The 17,520-nt window shown below is 53.3% G+C and carries 17 protein-coding genes; 12 read left to right on the forward strand and 5 right to left on the reverse strand.

The features are described from left to right. The first annotated feature begins 82 nt into the window (after positions 1 to 82). Together uhpT and ACLJZ5_RS09485 are read left to right on the forward strand one after the other, a co-directional pair. Positions 83 to 1,474, forward strand: coding sequence for a hexose-6-phosphate:phosphate antiporter (gene uhpT, locus ACLJZ5_RS09480; RefSeq protein WP_000879181.1), 1,392 nt, complete (start codon positions 83 to 85; stop codon positions 1,472 to 1,474). 192 nt (positions 1,475 to 1,666) lie between these two features. After that, positions 1,667 to 2,119, forward strand: coding sequence for a DUF1198 domain-containing protein (locus ACLJZ5_RS09485; RefSeq protein ID WP_024798384.1), 453 nt, complete (start codon positions 1,667 to 1,669; stop codon positions 2,117 to 2,119). A gap of 432 nt (positions 2,120 to 2,551) precedes the next feature. Here the strand turns inward: ACLJZ5_RS09485 and ACLJZ5_RS09490 are convergent, their stop codons facing one another. After that, positions 2,552 to 2,875, reverse strand: coding sequence for a helix-turn-helix domain-containing protein (locus tag ACLJZ5_RS09490; RefSeq protein WP_024798383.1), 324 nt, complete (start codon positions 2,873 to 2,875; stop codon positions 2,552 to 2,554). Next, the gene (locus tag ACLJZ5_RS09495) at positions 2,859 to 3,218 is read right to left on the reverse strand and encodes a type II toxin-antitoxin system RelE/ParE family toxin (RefSeq protein ID WP_001217953.1); all 360 of its coding nucleotides are present in this window, start codon (positions 3,216 to 3,218) and stop codon (positions 2,859 to 2,861) included. Before ACLJZ5_RS09495 ends, ACLJZ5_RS09490 begins: the two co-directional genes overlap by 17 nt. Before the next feature lie 215 nt (positions 3,219 to 3,433). Between ACLJZ5_RS09495 and nepI the strand changes: the two genes are divergently transcribed. After that, a complete protein-coding gene (gene nepI / locus ACLJZ5_RS09500) occupies positions 3,434 to 4,627 on the forward strand; it encodes a purine ribonucleoside efflux pump NepI (protein WP_024798382.1) in 1,194 nt (397 codons plus the stop codon). A 59-nt stretch (positions 4,628 to 4,686) separates the two neighbouring features. Here nepI and ACLJZ5_RS09505 read toward each other — a convergent pair whose 3' ends face one another. Beyond that, positions 4,687 to 6,069 (reverse strand): glycoside hydrolase family 1 protein, encoded by a 1,383-nt coding sequence (locus ACLJZ5_RS09505; RefSeq protein WP_024798381.1) that lies wholly within the window; start codon positions 6,067 to 6,069, stop codon positions 4,687 to 4,689. A 105-nt stretch (positions 6,070 to 6,174) separates the two neighbouring features. Beyond that, the gene (locus ACLJZ5_RS09510; RefSeq protein WP_000824217.1) at positions 6,175 to 6,468 is read right to left on the reverse strand and encodes a YicS family protein; all 294 of its coding nucleotides are present in this window, start codon (positions 6,466 to 6,468) and stop codon (positions 6,175 to 6,177) included. A 196-nt stretch (positions 6,469 to 6,664) separates the two neighbouring features. On the opposite strand from ACLJZ5_RS09510, the gene dagR reads away from it, so the two are divergent. The 8 genes from dagR (at position 6,665) to ACLJZ5_RS09550 (ending at position 15,364) form a co-directional block, all read left to right on the forward strand. Beyond that, complete coding sequence (dagR, locus tag ACLJZ5_RS09515) at positions 6,665 to 9,463, forward strand: transcriptional regulator DagR (protein ID WP_024798380.1); 2,799 nt, start codon at positions 6,665 to 6,667, stop codon at positions 9,461 to 9,463. A 218-nt stretch (positions 9,464 to 9,681) separates the two neighbouring features. Then, positions 9,682 to 10,107 carry a PTS sugar transporter subunit IIA gene (locus tag ACLJZ5_RS09520; protein ID WP_000214106.1) on the forward strand — a complete coding sequence of 142 codons (426 nt, stop codon included), beginning with the start codon at positions 9,682 to 9,684 and terminating at the stop codon, positions 10,105 to 10,107. A gap of 10 nt (positions 10,108 to 10,117) precedes the next feature. Then, entirely contained in the window at positions 10,118 to 10,603 is a 486-nt protein-coding gene (locus ACLJZ5_RS09525; protein WP_001284295.1) for a PTS system mannose/fructose/N-acetylgalactosamine-transporter subunit IIB, read from the forward strand. A gap of 145 nt (positions 10,604 to 10,748) precedes the next feature. Then, the gene (locus ACLJZ5_RS09530) at positions 10,749 to 11,498 is read left to right on the forward strand and encodes a PTS mannose/fructose/sorbose/N-acetylgalactosamine transporter subunit IIC (RefSeq protein WP_000380259.1); all 750 of its coding nucleotides are present in this window, start codon (positions 10,749 to 10,751) and stop codon (positions 11,496 to 11,498) included. Further along, on the forward strand, positions 11,495 to 12,355 hold the full coding sequence (locus ACLJZ5_RS09535) for a PTS system mannose/fructose/sorbose family transporter subunit IID (RefSeq protein WP_001526325.1): 861 nt from the start codon (positions 11,495 to 11,497) through the stop codon (positions 12,353 to 12,355). Before ACLJZ5_RS09530 ends, ACLJZ5_RS09535 begins: the two co-directional genes overlap by 4 nt. 3 nt (positions 12,356 to 12,358) lie before the next feature. Further along, positions 12,359 to 13,468: a D-glucosaminate-6-phosphate ammonia lyase gene (gene dgaE, locus ACLJZ5_RS09540; protein ID WP_024798474.1), complete on the forward strand. Its 1,110-nt coding sequence runs from the start codon at positions 12,359 to 12,361 to the stop codon at positions 13,466 to 13,468. Further along, the gene (dagF, locus tag ACLJZ5_RS09545) at positions 13,455 to 14,198 is read left to right on the forward strand and encodes a 2-dehydro-3-deoxy-phosphogluconate aldolase (protein ID WP_001186147.1); all 744 of its coding nucleotides are present in this window, start codon (positions 13,455 to 13,457) and stop codon (positions 14,196 to 14,198) included. The genes dgaE and dagF overlap by 14 nt, the downstream gene beginning before the upstream one ends. A 236-nt stretch (positions 14,199 to 14,434) precedes the next feature. Continuing rightward, positions 14,435 to 15,364 (forward strand): Rpn family recombination-promoting nuclease/putative transposase, encoded by a 930-nt coding sequence (locus ACLJZ5_RS09550; protein ID WP_000749536.1) that lies wholly within the window; start codon positions 14,435 to 14,437, stop codon positions 15,362 to 15,364. A gap of 42 nt (positions 15,365 to 15,406) precedes the next feature. Here the strand turns inward: ACLJZ5_RS09550 and ACLJZ5_RS09555 are convergent, their stop codons facing one another. After that, positions 15,407 to 16,309, reverse strand: a complete 903-nt coding sequence (locus ACLJZ5_RS09555) for an EamA family transporter (protein WP_000535970.1) — start codon at positions 16,307 to 16,309, stop codon at positions 15,407 to 15,409. A gap of 505 nt (positions 16,310 to 16,814) precedes the next feature. On the opposite strand from ACLJZ5_RS09555, the gene ACLJZ5_RS09560 reads away from it, so the two are divergent. Continuing rightward, on the forward strand, positions 16,815 to 17,510 hold the full coding sequence (locus tag ACLJZ5_RS09560) for an MgtC family protein (protein WP_000392699.1): 696 nt from the start codon (positions 16,815 to 16,817) through the stop codon (positions 17,508 to 17,510). Positions 17,511 to 17,520 lie beyond the last annotated feature (10 nt).

The raw sequence follows: 17,520 nt of genomic DNA on the forward strand, positions 1-17,520 counted from the left end.
GACGCTGTCGCAGGCCACTTTTCCTGTGGATTTTTACAATGCCTGCCATTCGCAGGTATAAAAATTAGCTCAGGAGTAATCCATGCTGGCCTTCTTAAACCAGGTGCGCAAGCCGACCCTGGATCTGCCGCTCGATGTGCGGCGTAAAATGTGGTTCAAGCCGTTCATGCAGTCCTATCTGGTGGTTTTTATCGGCTACCTGACCATGTACCTGATCCGCAAAAACTTTAACATCGCGCAGAACGACATGATCTCTACCTACGGGTTGAGCATGACCGAGCTGGGGATGATTGGCCTGGGCTTTTCGATCACCTACGGCGTGGGGAAAACGCTGGTTTCCTACTACGCTGACGGTAAAAATACCAAGCAGTTTCTACCGTTTATGTTGATCCTCTCCGCTATCTGTATGCTCGGCTTCAGCGCCAGTATGGGCGCGGGGTCAACCAGTCTGTTTCTGATGATTGCTTTCTATGCCCTGAGCGGTTTCTTCCAGAGTACCGGCGGATCGTGCAGCTACTCGACCATCACCAAATGGACTCCGCGTCGTAAACGCGGCACCTTTCTCGGCTTCTGGAATATCTCCCACAACCTCGGCGGCGCGGGCGCGGCAGGCGTGGCGCTGTTCGGCGCCAACTACCTGTTCGACGGTCACGTCATCGGCATGTTTATCTTCCCGTCGATTATCGCGCTGATTGTTGGCTTTATCGGTCTGCGTTTTGGCAGCGACTCCCCGGAGTCTTACGGTCTGGGTAAAGCTGAAGAACTGTTCGGCGAAGAGATCAGCGAAGAGGATAAAGAGACTGAAGAAAACGAAATGACCAAGTGGCAGATCTTTGTTGAATATGTGTTGAAAAACAAAGTGATCTGGCTGCTGTGCTTCTCCAATATCTTCCTGTATGTGGTGCGTATTGGTATCGACCAGTGGTCAACCGTCTACGCCTTCCAGGAACTGAAGCTCTCCAAAGAGGTGGCGATTCAGGGCTTTACCCTGTTCGAAGTGGGCGCGCTGGTCGGCACGTTGCTGTGGGGCTGGCTCTCTGACCTGGCGAACGGTCGTCGTGCGCTGGTAGCCTGTGTGGCGCTGGCGTTAATCATCGCCACCCTTGGCGTCTACCAGCACGCCAGCAACCAGTATGTCTATCTGGCCTCGCTGTTCGCGCTCGGTTTCCTGGTGTTTGGGCCGCAGCTGTTAATTGGTGTGGCGGCAGTCGGTTTCGTACCGAAAAAAGCCATCGGCGCTGCGGACGGTATCAAAGGAACCTTCGCTTATCTTATCGGCGATAGCTTTGCCAAGCTGGGTCTGGGCATGATTGCCGACGGCACCCCCGTTTTTGGTCTGACCGGCTGGGCGGGCACCTTCGCCGCGCTGGACGCCGCCGCGATCGGCTGTATCTGCCTGATGGCGATGGTCGCCGTGATGGAAGAGCGCAAAATCCGCCGTGAGAAAAAAATTCAGCAAGTCAATATCGCTTAAATGTGTGCATTTGGTAACGTTTTGCCCGGCTTAACGCCGGGCTTTTTTATGCCTTGCGTTCGTCAGACAGGACATCCGGCGTCTGGCGTAAATGAAGACAGGCGTTAATAAATCACATCCTGACAGGCCAGAACGTCGACAGTTATAAATTTACCGTTATGATGGGCATCCTGTTTGGTGACGGATGTGCGCATGATTTGGTTGATTCTGGCCACGTTTGTGGTGGTGTTTATTGTGGGTTTTCGGGTGCTGACATCGGATACCCGCCGGGCGATTCGCCGCCTGAGCGAACGTCTGAATATTGATGTCGTGCCGATAGAATCGATGATTGATCAGATGGGTAAAACGGCGGGCGGTGAGTTTTTACAGTATCTGCATCGCCCTGATGAGTCGCATTTGCAAAATGCCGCTCAGGTGTTACTTATCTGGCAAATGGTGATTGTCGATGGCGGCGATCAGAATTTGCAGCGGTGGCATCGGTTGCTGCAAAAAGCGCGTTTAGCCGCGCCGATCACCGATACACAGGTACGGCTGGCGCTGGGCTTTTTGCGCGAAATGGAACCCGATATGCCGGAGATCAACGCGTTTCAACTGCGTTATAACGCCTTTTTTCAGCCGGAAGAGGGTGTCCACTGGCTGCATTGATACTCTTCACTATCTCGTTAACAAAAGACGAGATGAATGAGGCTGGCAAGGGCGGCGAGCCACGATTAACGGCCGGATGGCGCGATTCATCGTTAGCCAAATAAAGCGTAGCCGCCATCGTATTTGCTAAGGGTGAACCACAGAAGTAACGCACCGAATAACCGCTAACGACGCCAAAACGTCAGAGACTTGTAGCTCATCATTTCCGTGACATATATCACGGAAATGTGATCTTGTTTTGAACACCAAAACTGTGACTCCTTGCCATACCTCCTGTCTCAAAATTTCTTATCATAAACTCGAAGTTGTACATGATTGTCTATAGACAACTCTAAATGTTTAGGCGCGCCCCATGAAAACATTGTAGTGGTACACTGAATTAGCCCAACCCCAGACATCCGACTTAGCCTTAACAGACCATCGGTAAAACTCTCATACCAGCACCTTTAGCCCGTGTTTTTGGACAACATTAAGTAGTTTCAGTGAGATCCCGCTGGGACGCTTGGCGCCGCTTTCCCACTTTTGAACCGTTGATACGCTGGTATTCAGGTAGCGAGCGAAAACCGACTGGCTAACGTTGAGTTCTTCTCGTAACGCTTTTATTTCAAGTGGCTGCAGATCTTTGATGCTGCTTAAGCAGGCCGTGTCAAAACTGCGCATTGTCTCCTGGGGAATGGCATCCACGCTAAATAATCCAGATGCCGCGCTATGAATCGCTTCAAAGGCAGGGCTTTTGAATTTAGTTTTTGCTGACATGGCGCACCTCTACCAGTTCTTTGTTATTAATGAGTGCCGTTATCTGATCTTCGGTCAGGCAAGCATAGTGTTTTGCTAACTCACGGAAACCCGCGAGTTCACGATAGCTAATGTTGGCCATATCCTGTTTGGCATACAGGAAGGTGTAAAACCAATGCTCGCCTCCCTTTGCCAACACGATTGCGCGATCGCGATTTTGATTGAGACGTTTTTTATAAACTCCGCCGCCAAGATTATCTGCTTTTCCTTGCAGTACGGCGTTGATGGCTTCGCTTAACTCGTCATCTTTTATCGTGTGGGACTTCGCTTCTCTGTTAAACCACCTGGTTTTGAAGATTCGCATCAGGTTGACATCCTGTAATCTAAAGTATAGCACCAGGTGATACACTATGTCTTACCTTTTGGTTTTGCACGCAGCGAGAGAAGATAATTCTCAACGCTCGACCAGCCTCGCAAAATGCAGCGCAACAATGTCAGTTGCTAAAACGTTAATCAGATCACATTTTGTAATGTTACACTGCGTGGATTTTCCGCACTAAAACGACGCAGGTAACCACAATGAATGAAAATATCGCAGAAAAATTCCGCGCTGATGGGGTTGCCAGGCCTAATTGGTCAGCCGTTTTTGCCGTGGCGTTTTGTGTCGCCTGCCTGATTACCGTTGAGTTTTTGCCCGTTAGTCTGTTGACGCCGATGGCGCAGGATCTGGGGATCTCCGAGGGCGTCGCCGGTCAGTCGGTCACCGTTACGGCATTTGTCGCGATGTTTTCCAGCCTGTTCATTACCCAGATTATTCAGGCGACCGACAGGCGTTATATCGTTATTCTGTTCGCCGTTTTGCTGACGGCTTCTTGTCTGATGGTCTCCTTTGCCAACAGCTTTACGCTGCTATTGCTGGGCCGCGCCTGTCTTGGGTTGGCGCTGGGCGGATTCTGGGCGATGTCGGCGTCGCTGACCATGCGACTGGTTCCCGCGCGTACCGTGCCGAAAGCGCTGTCGGTGATTTTTGGCGCGGTTTCCATCGCGTTAGTGATCGCCGCGCCGCTGGGCAGTTTTTTGGGCGGTATTATTGGCTGGCGTAATGTCTTTAACGCCGCTGCGGTGATGGGCGTACTGTGCGTCATCTGGGTGGTGAAATCACTGCCGTCGCTGCCGGGCGAACCTTCTCACCAGAAACAGAATATGTTTAGCCTGTTGCAACGCCCTGGCGTGATGGCCGGGATGATCGCCATCTTTATATCTTTTGCCGGGCAGTTCGCTTTCTTTACCTATATTCGCCCGGTCTATATGAATCTGGCGGGCTTTGACGTTGATGGTCTGACGCTGGTGTTGCTCAGTTTTGGTATTGCCAGCTTCGTTGGCACTTCTTTCTCATCTTATGTCCTGAAACGTTCGGTAAAACTGGCGCTGGCCGGTGCGCCGCTACTACTGGCGCTGAGCGCGCTGACGCTCATTGTGTGGGGGAGCGACAAAACCGTGGCGGCGGTCATAGCGATTATCTGGGGGCTGGCGTTTGCGCTGGTGCCGGTGGGATGGTCAACGTGGATCACTCGTTCCCTTGCCGATCAGGCGGAAAAAGCCGGTTCCATCCAGGTCGCGGTGATTCAACTGGCAAATACCTGTGGCGCGGCGGTGGGCGGTTATGCGCTCGACAATTTCGGGCTGCTTTCGCCGCTGGCGCTTTCCGGCGGACTGATGCTGTTGACGGCATTAGTCGTGGCGGCGAAAGTCCGTATTACGCCAATGAGTTGATATTGCTGCCATTTGTAGGCCGGATACGACGTTAGTCGTTATCCGGCAATAATAAATGCTTAATCAAAACCGTTATGCTCTGCGGTGGCGGCAAACCATTCTCCGCTTTTTTTCACCGTGCGCGTTTGGGTGGCTAAATCCAGTTGTACAAAACCATAGCGATTTTTATAGCCGTTCAGCCATGACCAGTTATCGATAAAGGTCCACATGTGGTAGCCAAGACAGTGACAGCCCTCGCTAATGCCTTTATGCAGCCATTTAAGATGCTCAGAGATAAAGTCAATCCGGTAATCATCGTGAATCTGTCCCGCTTGCACAAAACGCTGCTCGTTCTCAACGCCCATCCCGTTTTCGGAGATAAAACAGCGCGGATTGCCGTAATTATTCCGCAGGTTGGTGATGATGTCGTAAATTCCTGGCGCGTAAATTTCCCAGCCGCGGTAAGGGTTCATCTTGCGCCCCGGCATGTCGTAATAGTCAAATAACCACTCCGGCATAAACGGCGCTTGCGGATTCACCGCCGTATCACGGCATTTCACGCGGCGCGGCTGATAATAGTTAATCCCCAGTAAATCGATTTTGCCGTCGGCAATAAGCTGACGGTCGCCTGGCTGACAGGCAGGCAACTGGTCATAGGTTTTCAGCAGCGCCACCAGCTCCGCCGGGTATTCTCCCTTTAATACCGGGTCAAGAAAACTGCGGTTGAATAACAGATCCGCATGATGCGCGGCTTGCACATCGGCGGGATGCTGCGAGCGTGGGTAGGACGGCGTCAGATTCAGCACCACGCCGATTTCACCGTCGTAGCGCCCGGCGTGCCAGGCGCGCACGGCGGTCGAGTGCGCCAGCACGGTATGGTACGCCACGGTGGCCGCACGTTTAAAATCCACCACATTGGGATAGTGGAAGTCGTACAAATAGCCGCCTTCCACCGGCACAATCGGCTCGTTAAAGGTAAACCAGTGCTTCACGCGGTCGCCAAACAAGGTAAAACACGTTTGCGCGTACCGACCAAACGCCTCTACGACGTCGCGATTTTCCCAGCCGCCTTTCTCCTGCATGACCATCGGCATATCAAAATGGAACAGCGTAATAAACGGCGTGATGCCCTGCGCCAGTAGCTCGTCGATGACGTGATTGTAGAAGCTCACCGCTTGTGGATTCACCTCGCCTACGCCATCTGGAATGAGCCGCGCCCAGCTTAGCGAGGTGCGAAAACTGTTATGTTTTAACTGTTTCAGTAGCGCGATGTCTTGCTTCCAGTGGCGATAGAACGTTGAGGTTTCTGCTGGACCGACGCCCTGATGAAAACGACCCGGCTGGCGCTCGAACCACACATCCCACGTGGTCTGGCTTTTACCGCCATTCAGACTATCCCCTTCGGTTTGCAACGCTGAGCAGGCGCTGCCCCACCAGAAGTTATCGGGAAAACGGTATCGCATTGTCGTGCTCCTTGATCGCGTAAATTCGCTCCAGAATACGCGCTTTTGGTGAACAGAAACCGGTTACAGTCCGCATTTTCGCGACCAAAAAGCGGAAAAGCTGTGCTACATCTCCGGGCATTCCACCTTGCCGAGAGCCTGCCAGTAGTTATGCTGATTGTTGCGCTCTATCGCGATCATCGCCTCCCGAATATGCTGCTGGTTCCCCTCGCTTGCCATGATTTTTTTCTCCCAGGCTTCATCGGTTAGCGCGCCTTTGGGCGTACACATTTTGCGCAAATCCTTTAAAATCGTATTTTTTTCATGCGCCGACTGGAGTGAGCTAAACGGAGAGTCGGCATACGTGACGCCCGGTAGCGCGACAAGTGTGGCAATAAGCAGAAGCGTTTTTCGTTTCATAAACGGTATCCTTATCGGTTTGCACTTTTTCAAGAGTAAGTGTAGACCGTGCGACGTTCACTCATCGGGGCGTGCTATCCGTTGGCGTTGAAGTCAGGCAAAAGTGGGAAGGCGGTTTCTCGCTGCGCCTTCACTTTCTTGCGTGGCAGAATAGTGTATGTTCTGACTACTCTTTTATTTTGTAAGCGGTAGTGTAATGAGACGTATTGAGATCGTACTGGGAGAGCTGGAACGGCTGACGCGCGGGCTATGTCTTGCCGATTTGGCGCAGGAGACGGCGTTTACGGCGGAGGCGATAGGTTTCAATCTTGGGCTGGCGCGTAACTCCGTCAGCAAAGATCTCAATCAGTTATGGAATGACGGCCTGGCAATCAAAAGCCGTGGCCGCCCGGTCTATTTTTTGCATCGCCAGGCGCTGGAAACGTTGCTGGGACGTCAGCTGGAAGAGTCTGAACGCGAGGTGCGGTCGGTGGCGGATGTGCTGCCGCATGAAGAGCATTACGCGCCTGACGATCCGTTTACCAGCCTGATTGGTTACGATCGCAGCCTGCGCGATGCGGTAGAAAAAGGCCGTGCGGCGGTGCTCTATCCGCACGGTTTACACGTTCTGCTTACCGGGCCGTCCGGCGTCGGTAAAACCTTTTTTGCGGAACTGATGCACCGTTTCGCCTGTGAACAGGCGAGCGGCGCTATCCCGCCGCTGGTCTACTTTAACTGCGCGGAATACGCCCATAACCCGGAACTGCTCTCCTCGCATCTGTTTGGTCATCGGCAGGGGGCGTTTACCGGCGCGAATGAACATAAAACAGGCCTCGTGGAGCAGGCGGACGGTGGTTATCTGCTGCTGGACGAGGTGCACCGTCTGTCTTATGAAGGGCAGGAAAAGCTGTTCTCTATTCTGGATAAAGGCGAGTACCGTCCGCTTGGCGTGAGCAGCCAGCCGCGATCAATTTCGGTACGCCTGATTTGCGCCACCACAGAGCCGGTCGGGTCGGCGCTGTTACGTACTTTCCAGCGGCGTATTCAGGTATGCATTGATTTGCCGGGCATTCGCCAGCGCTCCGTTGAAGAACAGATCGAACTGATCGTGGGGTTCTTACAGCGGGAAAGCCGCAAAATAGAACGCACGGTCAGCATTGATAAACCGTTGTTGCTCTGGTTGCTGAATAAACCCCTGGAAGGCAATATCGGCCAGCTAAAAAGCGATATTCAGTTTCTCTGCGCTCAGGCGTGGGCATCGGGAATGACCGAGCATAACGACACGCTACAGCTGGATAAACGGCTGGCGGAGATGTCGGTTAACCCGACGCCGGAACAGCGTCTATTGGTGGATACTCTGTTTGACGGTAAAGCGCGGCTAAATATAGACGCGCGCACGCTGCCCGCATTGAAGACGTCGCTGGCGACCGGGGCGGAAATTGAAGAGAGCGACCTCTTTTACAGCTTCCTGACGCGCGAATATGTTAATTTGCGCAACAGTAACGTCCCCCCGGCGGAGACGCTGGCGATCCTGAAAAATAAACTCAGCTCGATTTTTGAATACGGTCTCTACAGCCGCGACAGCGTGGCGCATCCGCCGCGCTATGGCGACCAGATTGAAGAGCGCGTGACGCTGCTGATTGGCTGCGTAGAGCAGGTGTTGGGCTTTTCGCTGCCGGAAAATCTGGTTAACCCACTGCGTAAACACTTCCTGGCGCTGATAGGCTACGTGCAGCGCGGCCTGATCCCGCAGCTTTACTCTTCCAGTTTGATCCTGGATCGCTGCAAAGACGAATATGACAACGCCACGCTGCTGTGTCGGAAAATCAACGAACTGTTGCATATTCAGTGTCCGGCGACGGAAGTGGTCTGGCTATGCCTGTTCCTGAAAGAGTGCCGCCATTATCGTCAGCGTATCGATGCCAGCCCCGACTGCGGGGTCATTTTGATCGCCCACGGCGCGACCACCGCCACCAGTCAGGCGCAATATGTCAACCGCGTGCTGGAGCGCGAGCTGTTCAGCGCCATCGACATGCCGTTTGAACAGTCGGTGCATGACACGCTGGAAACGCTGACCCAAATGATTCAAACCCGCCAATATCGGCGGCTTATCCTGTTGGTGGACATCGGTTCATTGATCCATTTTGGCAGTACGATCAGTAAGTTATTCCAGATAGATGTTTTGCTCATGCCGAACATCACGCTGACCAGTCTGCTGGAAGTCGGGCTGGATTTAAGCTATGAAACCAGCGATTTACCACAGCTGACGGCGCTCCTGCAGAGTAAAAATATCCCCTGCCAGCTTTGTACGCCGCAGCAGGAGAACGGCGGCAAAGTGCTGGTCATCTCCTGTATTACCGGCATGGGAACGGCGGAAAAAATCAAAAAGGTGCTGGAGGAGAGCTTTGGCGAACTGATGTCGCAAGATACCAGGATGGTGATCCTTGATTATAACGAGGTACGAAGTCTGGAGCGCGTTCAGCAGGCATTGAATGCCAGCGAGCGGCTGGCGGGGATTGTCGGCACTTTCCAGCCGGGGCTGCCGGATATTCCGTTTATTTCGCTGGAAGAGCTTTTCTCCGAACAAGGGCCGGAACTGGTGTTGAGCCTGTTAACGCCCGATCTGTCCAACGCTGAACGCCGTCTGGAGATGGAGCGCAGCGCCATGCGCTTTATCAGCGCGCTAACGATGGAGAGCATCATCAACCATATTTCCGTGCTTAACCCGCAGCGTATTCTGAAAGAGATGGAGGGCGTTTTTAACCATCTGACGTCTTCGCTTTCCCTGAAACCAAGCCGCCAGGTGACACTGCGCTTCCTGATCCACTGCTGCTGTATGGTAGAGCGTATTGTGATTAACCGTAAACCGTTACAGATGGCGCTGGAAAGTCAGCCGAATCTGGACGTGCGCGCGTTTAGTGTCATCAAATCCGCTTTTCTGCCGATCGAAGACGCCTACGCCATCCGTTTATCGGATGCGGAATATTTTTATATCTACGAACTGCTCTATAGCTAATCCTTTTACTGGCGGGGCTTCGCGCCTCGCCAGACCTTTCTTCTTCCTCGCGTGACACAAATTCTGGCACAACCTTTGCTCTTCTGATGATGCGTTATGCCGGATAGCGGCGTAAACGCCTTATCCGGCCTACCGGGAGTGTTCTGTAGGCCCGGTAAGCGCAGTGCCACCGGGCAATATATGCCGGTGTTCTCATGTAATTGCGCCAGGAGGCCATTTTGACTACCACACAACCGTTGCCCCACATCCTGCTGCTGACGCATGGCGGCTGGGGACAACCGCTTTGCAACAGCCTGCGTATGGTCACGGGCGAAATTAAAGGCGTGACGGAAATCGCGCTAATGCCTGTCGATACGCTGGGCGAGTTTTATCAACGCGTCGAGGCCGTGGTGAAAACGCTGCCGGAAGGCTCGCTGATCCTGACGGATTTTGTCGGCGGCACGACATCCAACGTCGCGGCGCGACTAAGCGCCGATTATCCGGTGGCAGTGATTGCCGGACTGAATGCGTCGCTACTGCTGGAGGCGCTGGACAGGCGCGAACAAGGGATGCTAACCGCCTGCGTGGATGAGTTAGTTGAGGCCGGGCGCAGTAGCTGCCTGGATGTGGTCGCCCATGTACGTCAGCTACAACAATCACTCTAAGGAAAACATCATGGCCAATATCGTTTTATGCCGCATCGACAGCCGTCTCATTCATGGGCAGGTTGTCACGAAGTGGGTCGGACAATCTCAGGCGAACCGGATAGCCGTTGTGAGTGATGAACTGGATGCCGATCCGTTTATGAAAAATATCTACCTGATGGCCGCGCCGCCAAATATCAAAGTGGATTGCTTCGGCAACCAGAGTTTTGCCGCCGCATGGAAAGAAAATCAGCTTGGCGACGGTAACGTGCTGGTGCTTTTTCCCTCACTGGCGGCGGTGCAGGACGCCATACAACTGGGCTTTGACGTCACCCGCATTCAGGTTGGCGGTCTCGGCGGCGGGCCAAACCGCAAGGCGGTTTTTCAGAATATTACGCTGGATGAAAAAGACGTCGGCATTCTTAACGACCTGAAAAACCGTGGCGTTCAGGTATTTTTCCAGACCATTCCGGAAGATAAGCCGCAGCCGCTCGACGATATCCTGAAAAAATTCTAACCCTTTAATAGACACAAAATCATTCTGGATGCATCGAGGCGGCAACTGAGTGAATCCCCTGGAGCTTACTAAAGTAAGTGACTGGGGTGAGCGAAGGCAGCCAACAAAGAGGCAGCCTGAAGGATGAAGTGTATAGGATAACACTATGGATACCTTACTCTTTGCAAGCCTGATGGGGTTGTATTACTGGTTTGCCCGTTTACGCCTCGGCTACACCTTCTCCGCGATGCTGTTACAACCGGTGGTGATCGCGGTATTTGTCGGGCTTTTGCTTGGCAATATGCAGACCGCGATGATTATCGGCGCAGGGATGCAGCTCGTTTATTTGGGCGTGACCTCAACGCCGGGCGGCAACGTGCCGTCGGACCCGGCGCTGGCGGCTTGTATCTCCATTCCTATCGCGGTGAAGGCCGGTATGGACCCAAACCTGGCGATCGCGCTGGCAATCCCGTTTGGCGTGATTGGCGTGTTTCTCGATCAGCTTAGGCGCACGCTGAACGCCGCCTGGGTGCATATGGCGGATAAACACGCGGAAACGGCAAACATGGCGGGCATCATGCGTTGCGCCTTTCTTTACCCGGCATTGCTGGGGTTGGTACTGCGCTTCCCGGTGGTCTTTGCCGCTAACTACTTTGGCCAGGATGTGGTGGAAAGTTTCCTTAAACTGATGCCGCACTGGTTAACCCACTCCTTTGAAATCATGGGCGGCATTCTGCCGGCGCTGGGCTTTGCCATCACCATTATGGTGATCGGTAAAAAGAGCCTGTTGCCGTGGTTTATCGGCGGGTTCTTCGCGGTGTTGTACCTCAAGGTCGACATCATGGCGATGGCCATCTTCGGCACCTGTGTCGCCTTCCTGATTAAAGGCCTGGCGAAAAATGAAGGAGCAGCATGATGAGCAGTGACGTAATGCAACATGAACTGGTTGAGCGCGCGCGGGAAAGCGGGGCGCTGACCAAAGCAGATATCACCAAAGCTTGGTTTATCTACTGGCTGGGCGCCGAGGTTTCCAGCTCCTATGAACGCTTACAAAGCCTGATTTTCTGCGCCTCGATGACGCCGATCATCAAAAAACTCTACCCGCAAAAAGAGGAGCAGGTAGAAGCGCTAAAACGCCACCTTAACTTCTTTAACTCCGAGCAGACCTTCGGCGCGGTGATTCAGGGCATCTCTATTGCCATGGAAGAACAAAAAACGCGCGGCGAGCCGATTAACGACTCGTCTATCACCGGCATTAAAACGGGCCTGATGGGGCCGCTTGCCGGAATGGGCGACTCGATTATCTGGGCGGCGGTGATGCCGCTGTTGATAGCGATCTTTATTCCGTTCGCGGCAAATGGCAGTGCGATGGGCGGTATTATCCCGCTGATTCTCTACCCGGCGATCACCCTGGCGATCAGCTACGGCATGGTCCACAAAGGATATACGCTGGGGCGTGATTCGATTATCGGCCTGCTGCAAGGGGGGCGAATCAAAGAACTGATCTACGGGGCCAACGTGCTGGGTTTGATCATGATGGGCGCGCTTTCCGCCAGCTACGTCAAAATCACCACGCCGTTAAAAATTAGCGCCTTGAAAGGATCTGAAGTGGTGGTTCAGCAGATCCTCGACTCTATCGCGCCGGGCTTACTGCCACTGGCGGCGGTATTCGCCATCTACTTCTATCTGGTAAAAAAAGGGCCGCGCTACACCACCATTTTGCTGTCGATTGTCGCACTGAGCATAGTCTGTTCGTTGTTGGGAGTGCTGTAAATCATGACGCCGAATATCTATCAACAACTGGGGTTGAAAAAGGTCATTAACGCCTGCGGCAAAATGACCATTCTGGGCGTCTCAAGCGTCGCGCCGGAGGTCATGCAGGCCACCGCGCGCGCGGCTTCCGCTTTCGTCGAGATTGATGCGCTGGTGGAAAAAACCGGCGAACTGGTATCGCGCTATACGGGTGCTGAAGATAGCTATATCACCTCGTGCGCCTCGGCGGGTATTGCCATTGCCGTCGCTGCCGCTATCACCCACGGCGATCGGGCGCGCGTCGCCCTGATGCCGGACAGTACCGGTATGGCCAATGAGGTAGTGATGCTGCGCGGGCATAATGTGGACTACGGCGCGCCAGTCACCAGCGCCATTCGTCTTGGCGGCGGGCGCATAGTGGAAGTGGGGTCGAGCAATCTGGCGGCCCGCTGGCAACTGGAAAGCGCCATTAACGAAAAGACCGCCGCGCTACTGTATGTGAAATCACACCATTGCGTACAGAAAGGCATGTTGAGCATTGACGATTTTGTACAGGTGGCGCAGGCCAACCACCTGCCGTTGATTGTCGATGCCGCCGCCGAAGAGGATTTGCGCGGCTGGGTGGCGAGCGGCGCGGATATGGTTATCTATAGCGGCGCGAAAGCCTTTAATGCGCCAACCTCCGGCTTTATCACTGGTAAGAAAACGTGGATTGCCGCCTGCAAAGCGCAGCACCAGGGGATTGCCAGGGCGATGAAAATCGGCAAGGAAAACATGGTTGGGCTGGTGTATGCGCTGGAGAATTACCACCAGGGCCAGACGACCGTGACCGCAGCACAGTTACAGCCGATCGCGGAAGCGATTTCCGCCATCCATGGGCTTTATGCCGATATCGAACAGGATGAGGCCGGGCGTGCAATCTGGCGTATTCGTGTGCGGGTGAACGCATCTGAATTGGGGCTGAACGCGCAGGACGTCGAAGCGCAGTTGCGCGGCGGCGAGATAGCGATTTACGCCCGCAAATATCAGCTTCATCAGGGGGTTTTTAGCCTCGATCCACGCACGGTAGCCGAAGGGGAAATGGCATTGATTGTGGCGCGACTCAGGGAGATTGCAGAACATGCAGCAGATTAATTTTTATCGTCAGCGGGTAGCGATTAACGTGCTGGCAAAGGATATCGCCAACGCGAAGGCTATCTATGAAGCCGCCGAAGGCCATGCGGTCATTGGCGTACTTTCCGCGCAGTTCGCTACGGTAGAAGAGGGCGTGCCGGAGGTGAAACGCTGGATGGCGGAGGTGCCGTCTATCTCAGTGGGTCTGGGCGCAGGCGACCCGGCGCAGTACTACAAAGCGGCGATGATTGCCGCCCATACTCACCCGGCCCATGTCAACCAGACCTTTACCGGCAGCGGCTTCGCGGCGGGCGCGCTGGCGGCGACGGGCGGCGAGCAAACGCATATCAACGCCCTGGTCAGCCCGACGGGAACGCCTGGCGAGGTGGTGATTTCTACCGGCGTCAGCAGCAGTCAGGGAACGCCAGCCCGCGTTTCCTGTGAAGCGGCGGTACGCATGATGCAGGATATGGGCGCACATGCGGCGAAGTTTTTCCCGATGGGCGGCGAAAAGTCGTTACCGGAACTCTATGCGCTGGCGACAACCGCCGCCCGCCACGGCATGACGCTCATCGAGCCGACCGGCGGTATCTCACTGGATAATTTCGGTATTATCCTGCAAACCTGCCTGGAAGCAGGCGTGCCGCGCGTCATGCCGCATGTTTACAGCTCGATTATCGATCCGCAAACCGGCAATACGCGCCCCGAAGACGTCATTCGGTTGATGGAGATAGTCAAAGCGCTGGTGTGAGATTTATCGCTGAAGAGCGCTACGTTTACCGGGCCTACAGATGACGTGTATTTGTAGGCCCGGTTAGCGTTACGCTACCGGGCGATAATGCGTAGCAGGCTGGGCAAAAAATGTACGTATTGCAGCCGTCAGTGATTCCCTTTCGAGCCTCCTCGCAGGGTTAAATTTTCCTGAATGCTGTCTGTATTTTTGGCGAGTACAGTGGCGTCATCTTATTCCTCAGGTGACGGATCGCCATGAAAAAAAGCCCCACGTCCACGCCTCATGATGCGGTATTCAAAACGTTTTTACGCCATCCGGATACCGCGCGGGATTTTCTCAATATTCATCTTCCCCATTCGCTAAGAATACGTTGCGATCTGACGACGTTGAAACTGGCGCCGGACAGTTTTATCGAGAAAAATTTACGCGCGTTTTATTCCGATGTCCTTTGGTCACTAAAAACGTGTGAAGGCGACGGTTATATCTATGTCGTTATAGAGCATCAGAGTACGCCGGACGCGCATATGGCGTTCCGGTTAATGCGTTACGCGACAGCCGCGATGCAGCGCCATCTGGATGCTGGCCATAAAACGTTACCGCTGGTGATTCCCATGCTGTTTTACCATGGCGCGAAAAGCCCGTATCCCTTTTCGCTTTGCTGGCTGGATGAGTTTGACGATCCTGCACTGGCGCGTCAGCTTTATGCGACGGCATTTCCACTGGTAGACATTACGGTGGTGCCGGATAACGAGATTATGCAGCATCGACGTATCGCGATGCTGGAGCTGGTACAAAAGCATATACGTCAGCGCGACCTGATGGGATTGGTCGAGCGCTTAGCGGTACTTCTGATTACGGGAAACGCTAATGACAGTCAGCTAAAAGCGCTGTTTAATTATTTGCTAATACAGCATGGCAGCACGCCTCGTTTTGGCAAGTTTATCCGCGAGGTGGCGCGTCGTGTTCCCCAACACAAGGAGAGATTAATGACGATCGTAGACAGAATACGTGAATCGGGGCGCAGAAAAGGTAAGCGTGAAGGCGTGCAACAAGGTATACATCAAGGTAAGCAGGAGGAAGCCTTGCGTATTGCGCATACGATGCTGGAACAGGGGATCGAGCGAGAGATGGTGCTGATGATTACCGGGCTTTCTGACGAAGAGATTAAGGCAAAGCGCCATTAAACTTTTCCCTCTTCCGCCCGGTCATCGTGATTATCAACGGCGTTAAGCGGCCCGCGCGCGTCGACGGGAATCGAGGGAGATCAGAATCACTGACGAGAGAATGAGCAGCGTGCCCAGCCAGTCCGGCAAGGTAAAACTAATCCCCAACAGCAGTAGCGACAGCAGGGCGCTGCTTAACGGTTCCGCGCAGCTTAAAATGCTGGCTTTGGGGCCACCAATCAGTTGCGCGCCTTTCAAATACAGGCTGAACGTCAGCGACGTACCGATCACCACAAGGTAGAAAAAGGCCAGAATCAGACTGCCGCTCACCGCAAAGTGCGTTCCTTCTTTAGCGTAGAAGGGCAGCAGAATAAGGCCGCCAAAGGACATACTCCAGCCGACCACTGGCAGCGTGCCGTATTGGGCGATTAGCCTGGAAGGCCAGGTCGTATAAAAGGCGGCGGCAAATGCGGAGGCGATACCCCAGAACAGCGCGCCTGAAGAGATCGACAGCGATGTTGGATTGCCGTGAGTCACCAGTAAAAAGGTGCCGATAAGCGATGTAAGAATGGCGGTTAAGACCAGAATGCCTGGTCGTGTTCTTCGCGCTAATGCAAACCACGCCACAATAATGGTCGGCGATAAAAATTGCAGCACTGTCGCGGTGGCGGCATTGGATTTTTCAATCGTGAGCAGGAAGGTTAGCTGAACGGTGAGCGCGCCCACCACGGAGAAAATCAGCAGACTCAGTGCATCTTTGCGGTTTTTAAGAATCGAAAATATCTTATCGCCGTGCATAAAGGAGAAGGTCACCAGTATCAGCCCGGCGAATAACAAACGTATCATCGTCAGGAACTGTGACGACATACGGCTTTGCTCCATGATGTACTGCGCGCAAACGCCTGAACTCCCCCACAATACGGCGGCAATCAGGACGTTTAGCATCCCTTTTCTGGTGGAACCCATTTTTTCCTCGTCATGTTGTTTTATTTTTTTACGTGCAGGCATCATAACAGAGCTATCGCCGGCATTAAGCAGGAATTTATTGTTTAATGATTTCAGATGAGCCTGTTATTGACATAATATTGTCATTTTTTTGTCATAGAAAATATCAAACAAACTTAAACAAATCGTCACTATCCCCGCCTTTGCACTTTACAGAACATATTGACTGACTATAATAAGCGCAAATTCATGCAGGAGTAATATGTTGGACAGTCACTTTTACGTAAATCATCTGGCAAGTTAACGCACGCTATTCCTGCGCTGCTTGCCGAACCGGTGGGCAGCAATCTCCCCTTGTGACGATTGTCATCCCAATAATGTTACAACACGCGCATTGTCGCGAGGTAATCGTCATGTTCATGTTTAAACACGCTTTATTTCCTCCGCCGTTAACACGACGCTAATTGCCTCAGGGCAGAAATTTGTCGTGTGCTAAATATAGCACGTACTTATTCTTCCAGAAAAAATGGAGGAACGTATGTTAATGTTTCCTTATATTTTGAATTTACTGGCCGCTATGCTGTTGGGCGCGCTGATTGGCGCGGAAAGACAATGGCGTCAACGTATGGCGGGCTTACGCACTAATGCGCTGGTGGCGACAGGCGCCGCCGTTTTTATTCTGAGCTCCATGACGACATCGCCAGACAGCCCCGGGAGAATTGCGGCGCAGATTGTCTCTGGTATTGGCTTTCTGGGGGCGGGCGTCATCATGCGCGAAGGGATGAATGTGCGCGGGCTGAACACTGCGGCAACGCTATGGTGTTCGGCGGGCATCGGCGTGTTATGCGGCTTAGGGCAGTTCAAAAATGCGCTGGCGGCGACGATCATTATTCTTTGTGCCAATATTTTATTGCGTGAAGCGGCGCAGCGTATAAATCAACTCCCGGTATCCGCCGAGGGAGAAAAACGTTATATCCTGAAAGTAACCTGTAATAAAGAAGATGAGAGCGCGGTTCGTCAGTGGTTACTGAATATCGTAAAAGAGGCCGCGATCTGTTTACAAGGGTTAGGTTCGGTCCCCGCTCAGGAACAGGGCTATAAAGAAATTCGTGCCGAGCTTGTGGGTCATGCTGATTATCGTAAAACGCGAGAACTGATTATATCCAGAATAGGTGATAACGATAATATCACCGCAATTCACTGGAGCATTGATAGTCAATAATAGTTTTTTA

Source organism: Salmonella sp. 5800 (genome assembly GCF_046558195.1).
Taxonomy (GTDB): domain Bacteria; phylum Pseudomonadota; class Gammaproteobacteria; order Enterobacterales; family Enterobacteriaceae; genus Salmonella; species Salmonella enterica.

What these genes read in the sequence shown, in the direction of transcription:
- uhpT (WP_000879181.1), top strand. Translation starts at nt 83, where the DNA reads ATGCTGGCCTTCTTAAACCAGGTGCGCAAGCCGACCCTGGATCTGCCG.
- ACLJZ5_RS09485 (WP_024798384.1), top strand. Translation starts at nt 1,667, where the DNA reads ATGATTTGGTTGATTCTGGCCACGTTTGTGGTGGTGTTTATTGTGGGT.
- ACLJZ5_RS09490 (WP_024798383.1), bottom strand. Translation starts at nt 2,875, where the DNA reads ATGTCAGCAAAAACTAAATTCAAAAGCCCTGCCTTTGAAGCGATTCAT.
- ACLJZ5_RS09495 (WP_001217953.1), bottom strand. Translation starts at nt 3,218, where the DNA reads ATGCGAATCTTCAAAACCAGGTGGTTTAACAGAGAAGCGAAGTCCCAC.
- nepI (WP_024798382.1), top strand. Translation starts at nt 3,434, where the DNA reads ATGAATGAAAATATCGCAGAAAAATTCCGCGCTGATGGGGTTGCCAGG.
- ACLJZ5_RS09505 (WP_024798381.1), bottom strand. Translation starts at nt 6,069, where the DNA reads ATGCGATACCGTTTTCCCGATAACTTCTGGTGGGGCAGCGCCTGCTCA.
- ACLJZ5_RS09510 (WP_000824217.1), bottom strand. Translation starts at nt 6,468, where the DNA reads ATGAAACGAAAAACGCTTCTGCTTATTGCCACACTTGTCGCGCTACCG.
- dagR (WP_024798380.1), top strand. Translation starts at nt 6,665, where the DNA reads ATGAGACGTATTGAGATCGTACTGGGAGAGCTGGAACGGCTGACGCGC.
- ACLJZ5_RS09525 (WP_001284295.1), top strand. Translation starts at nt 10,118, where the DNA reads ATGGCCAATATCGTTTTATGCCGCATCGACAGCCGTCTCATTCATGGG.
- ACLJZ5_RS09530 (WP_000380259.1), top strand. Translation starts at nt 10,749, where the DNA reads ATGGATACCTTACTCTTTGCAAGCCTGATGGGGTTGTATTACTGGTTT.
- ACLJZ5_RS09535 (WP_001526325.1), top strand. Translation starts at nt 11,495, where the DNA reads ATGATGAGCAGTGACGTAATGCAACATGAACTGGTTGAGCGCGCGCGG.
- dgaE (WP_024798474.1), top strand. Translation starts at nt 12,359, where the DNA reads ATGACGCCGAATATCTATCAACAACTGGGGTTGAAAAAGGTCATTAAC.
- dagF (WP_001186147.1), top strand. Translation starts at nt 13,455, where the DNA reads ATGCAGCAGATTAATTTTTATCGTCAGCGGGTAGCGATTAACGTGCTG.
- ACLJZ5_RS09550 (WP_000749536.1), top strand. Translation starts at nt 14,435, where the DNA reads ATGAAAAAAAGCCCCACGTCCACGCCTCATGATGCGGTATTCAAAACG.
- ACLJZ5_RS09555 (WP_000535970.1), bottom strand. Translation starts at nt 16,309, where the DNA reads ATGGGTTCCACCAGAAAAGGGATGCTAAACGTCCTGATTGCCGCCGTA.
- ACLJZ5_RS09560 (WP_000392699.1), top strand. Translation starts at nt 16,815, where the DNA reads ATGGAGGAACGTATGTTAATGTTTCCTTATATTTTGAATTTACTGGCC.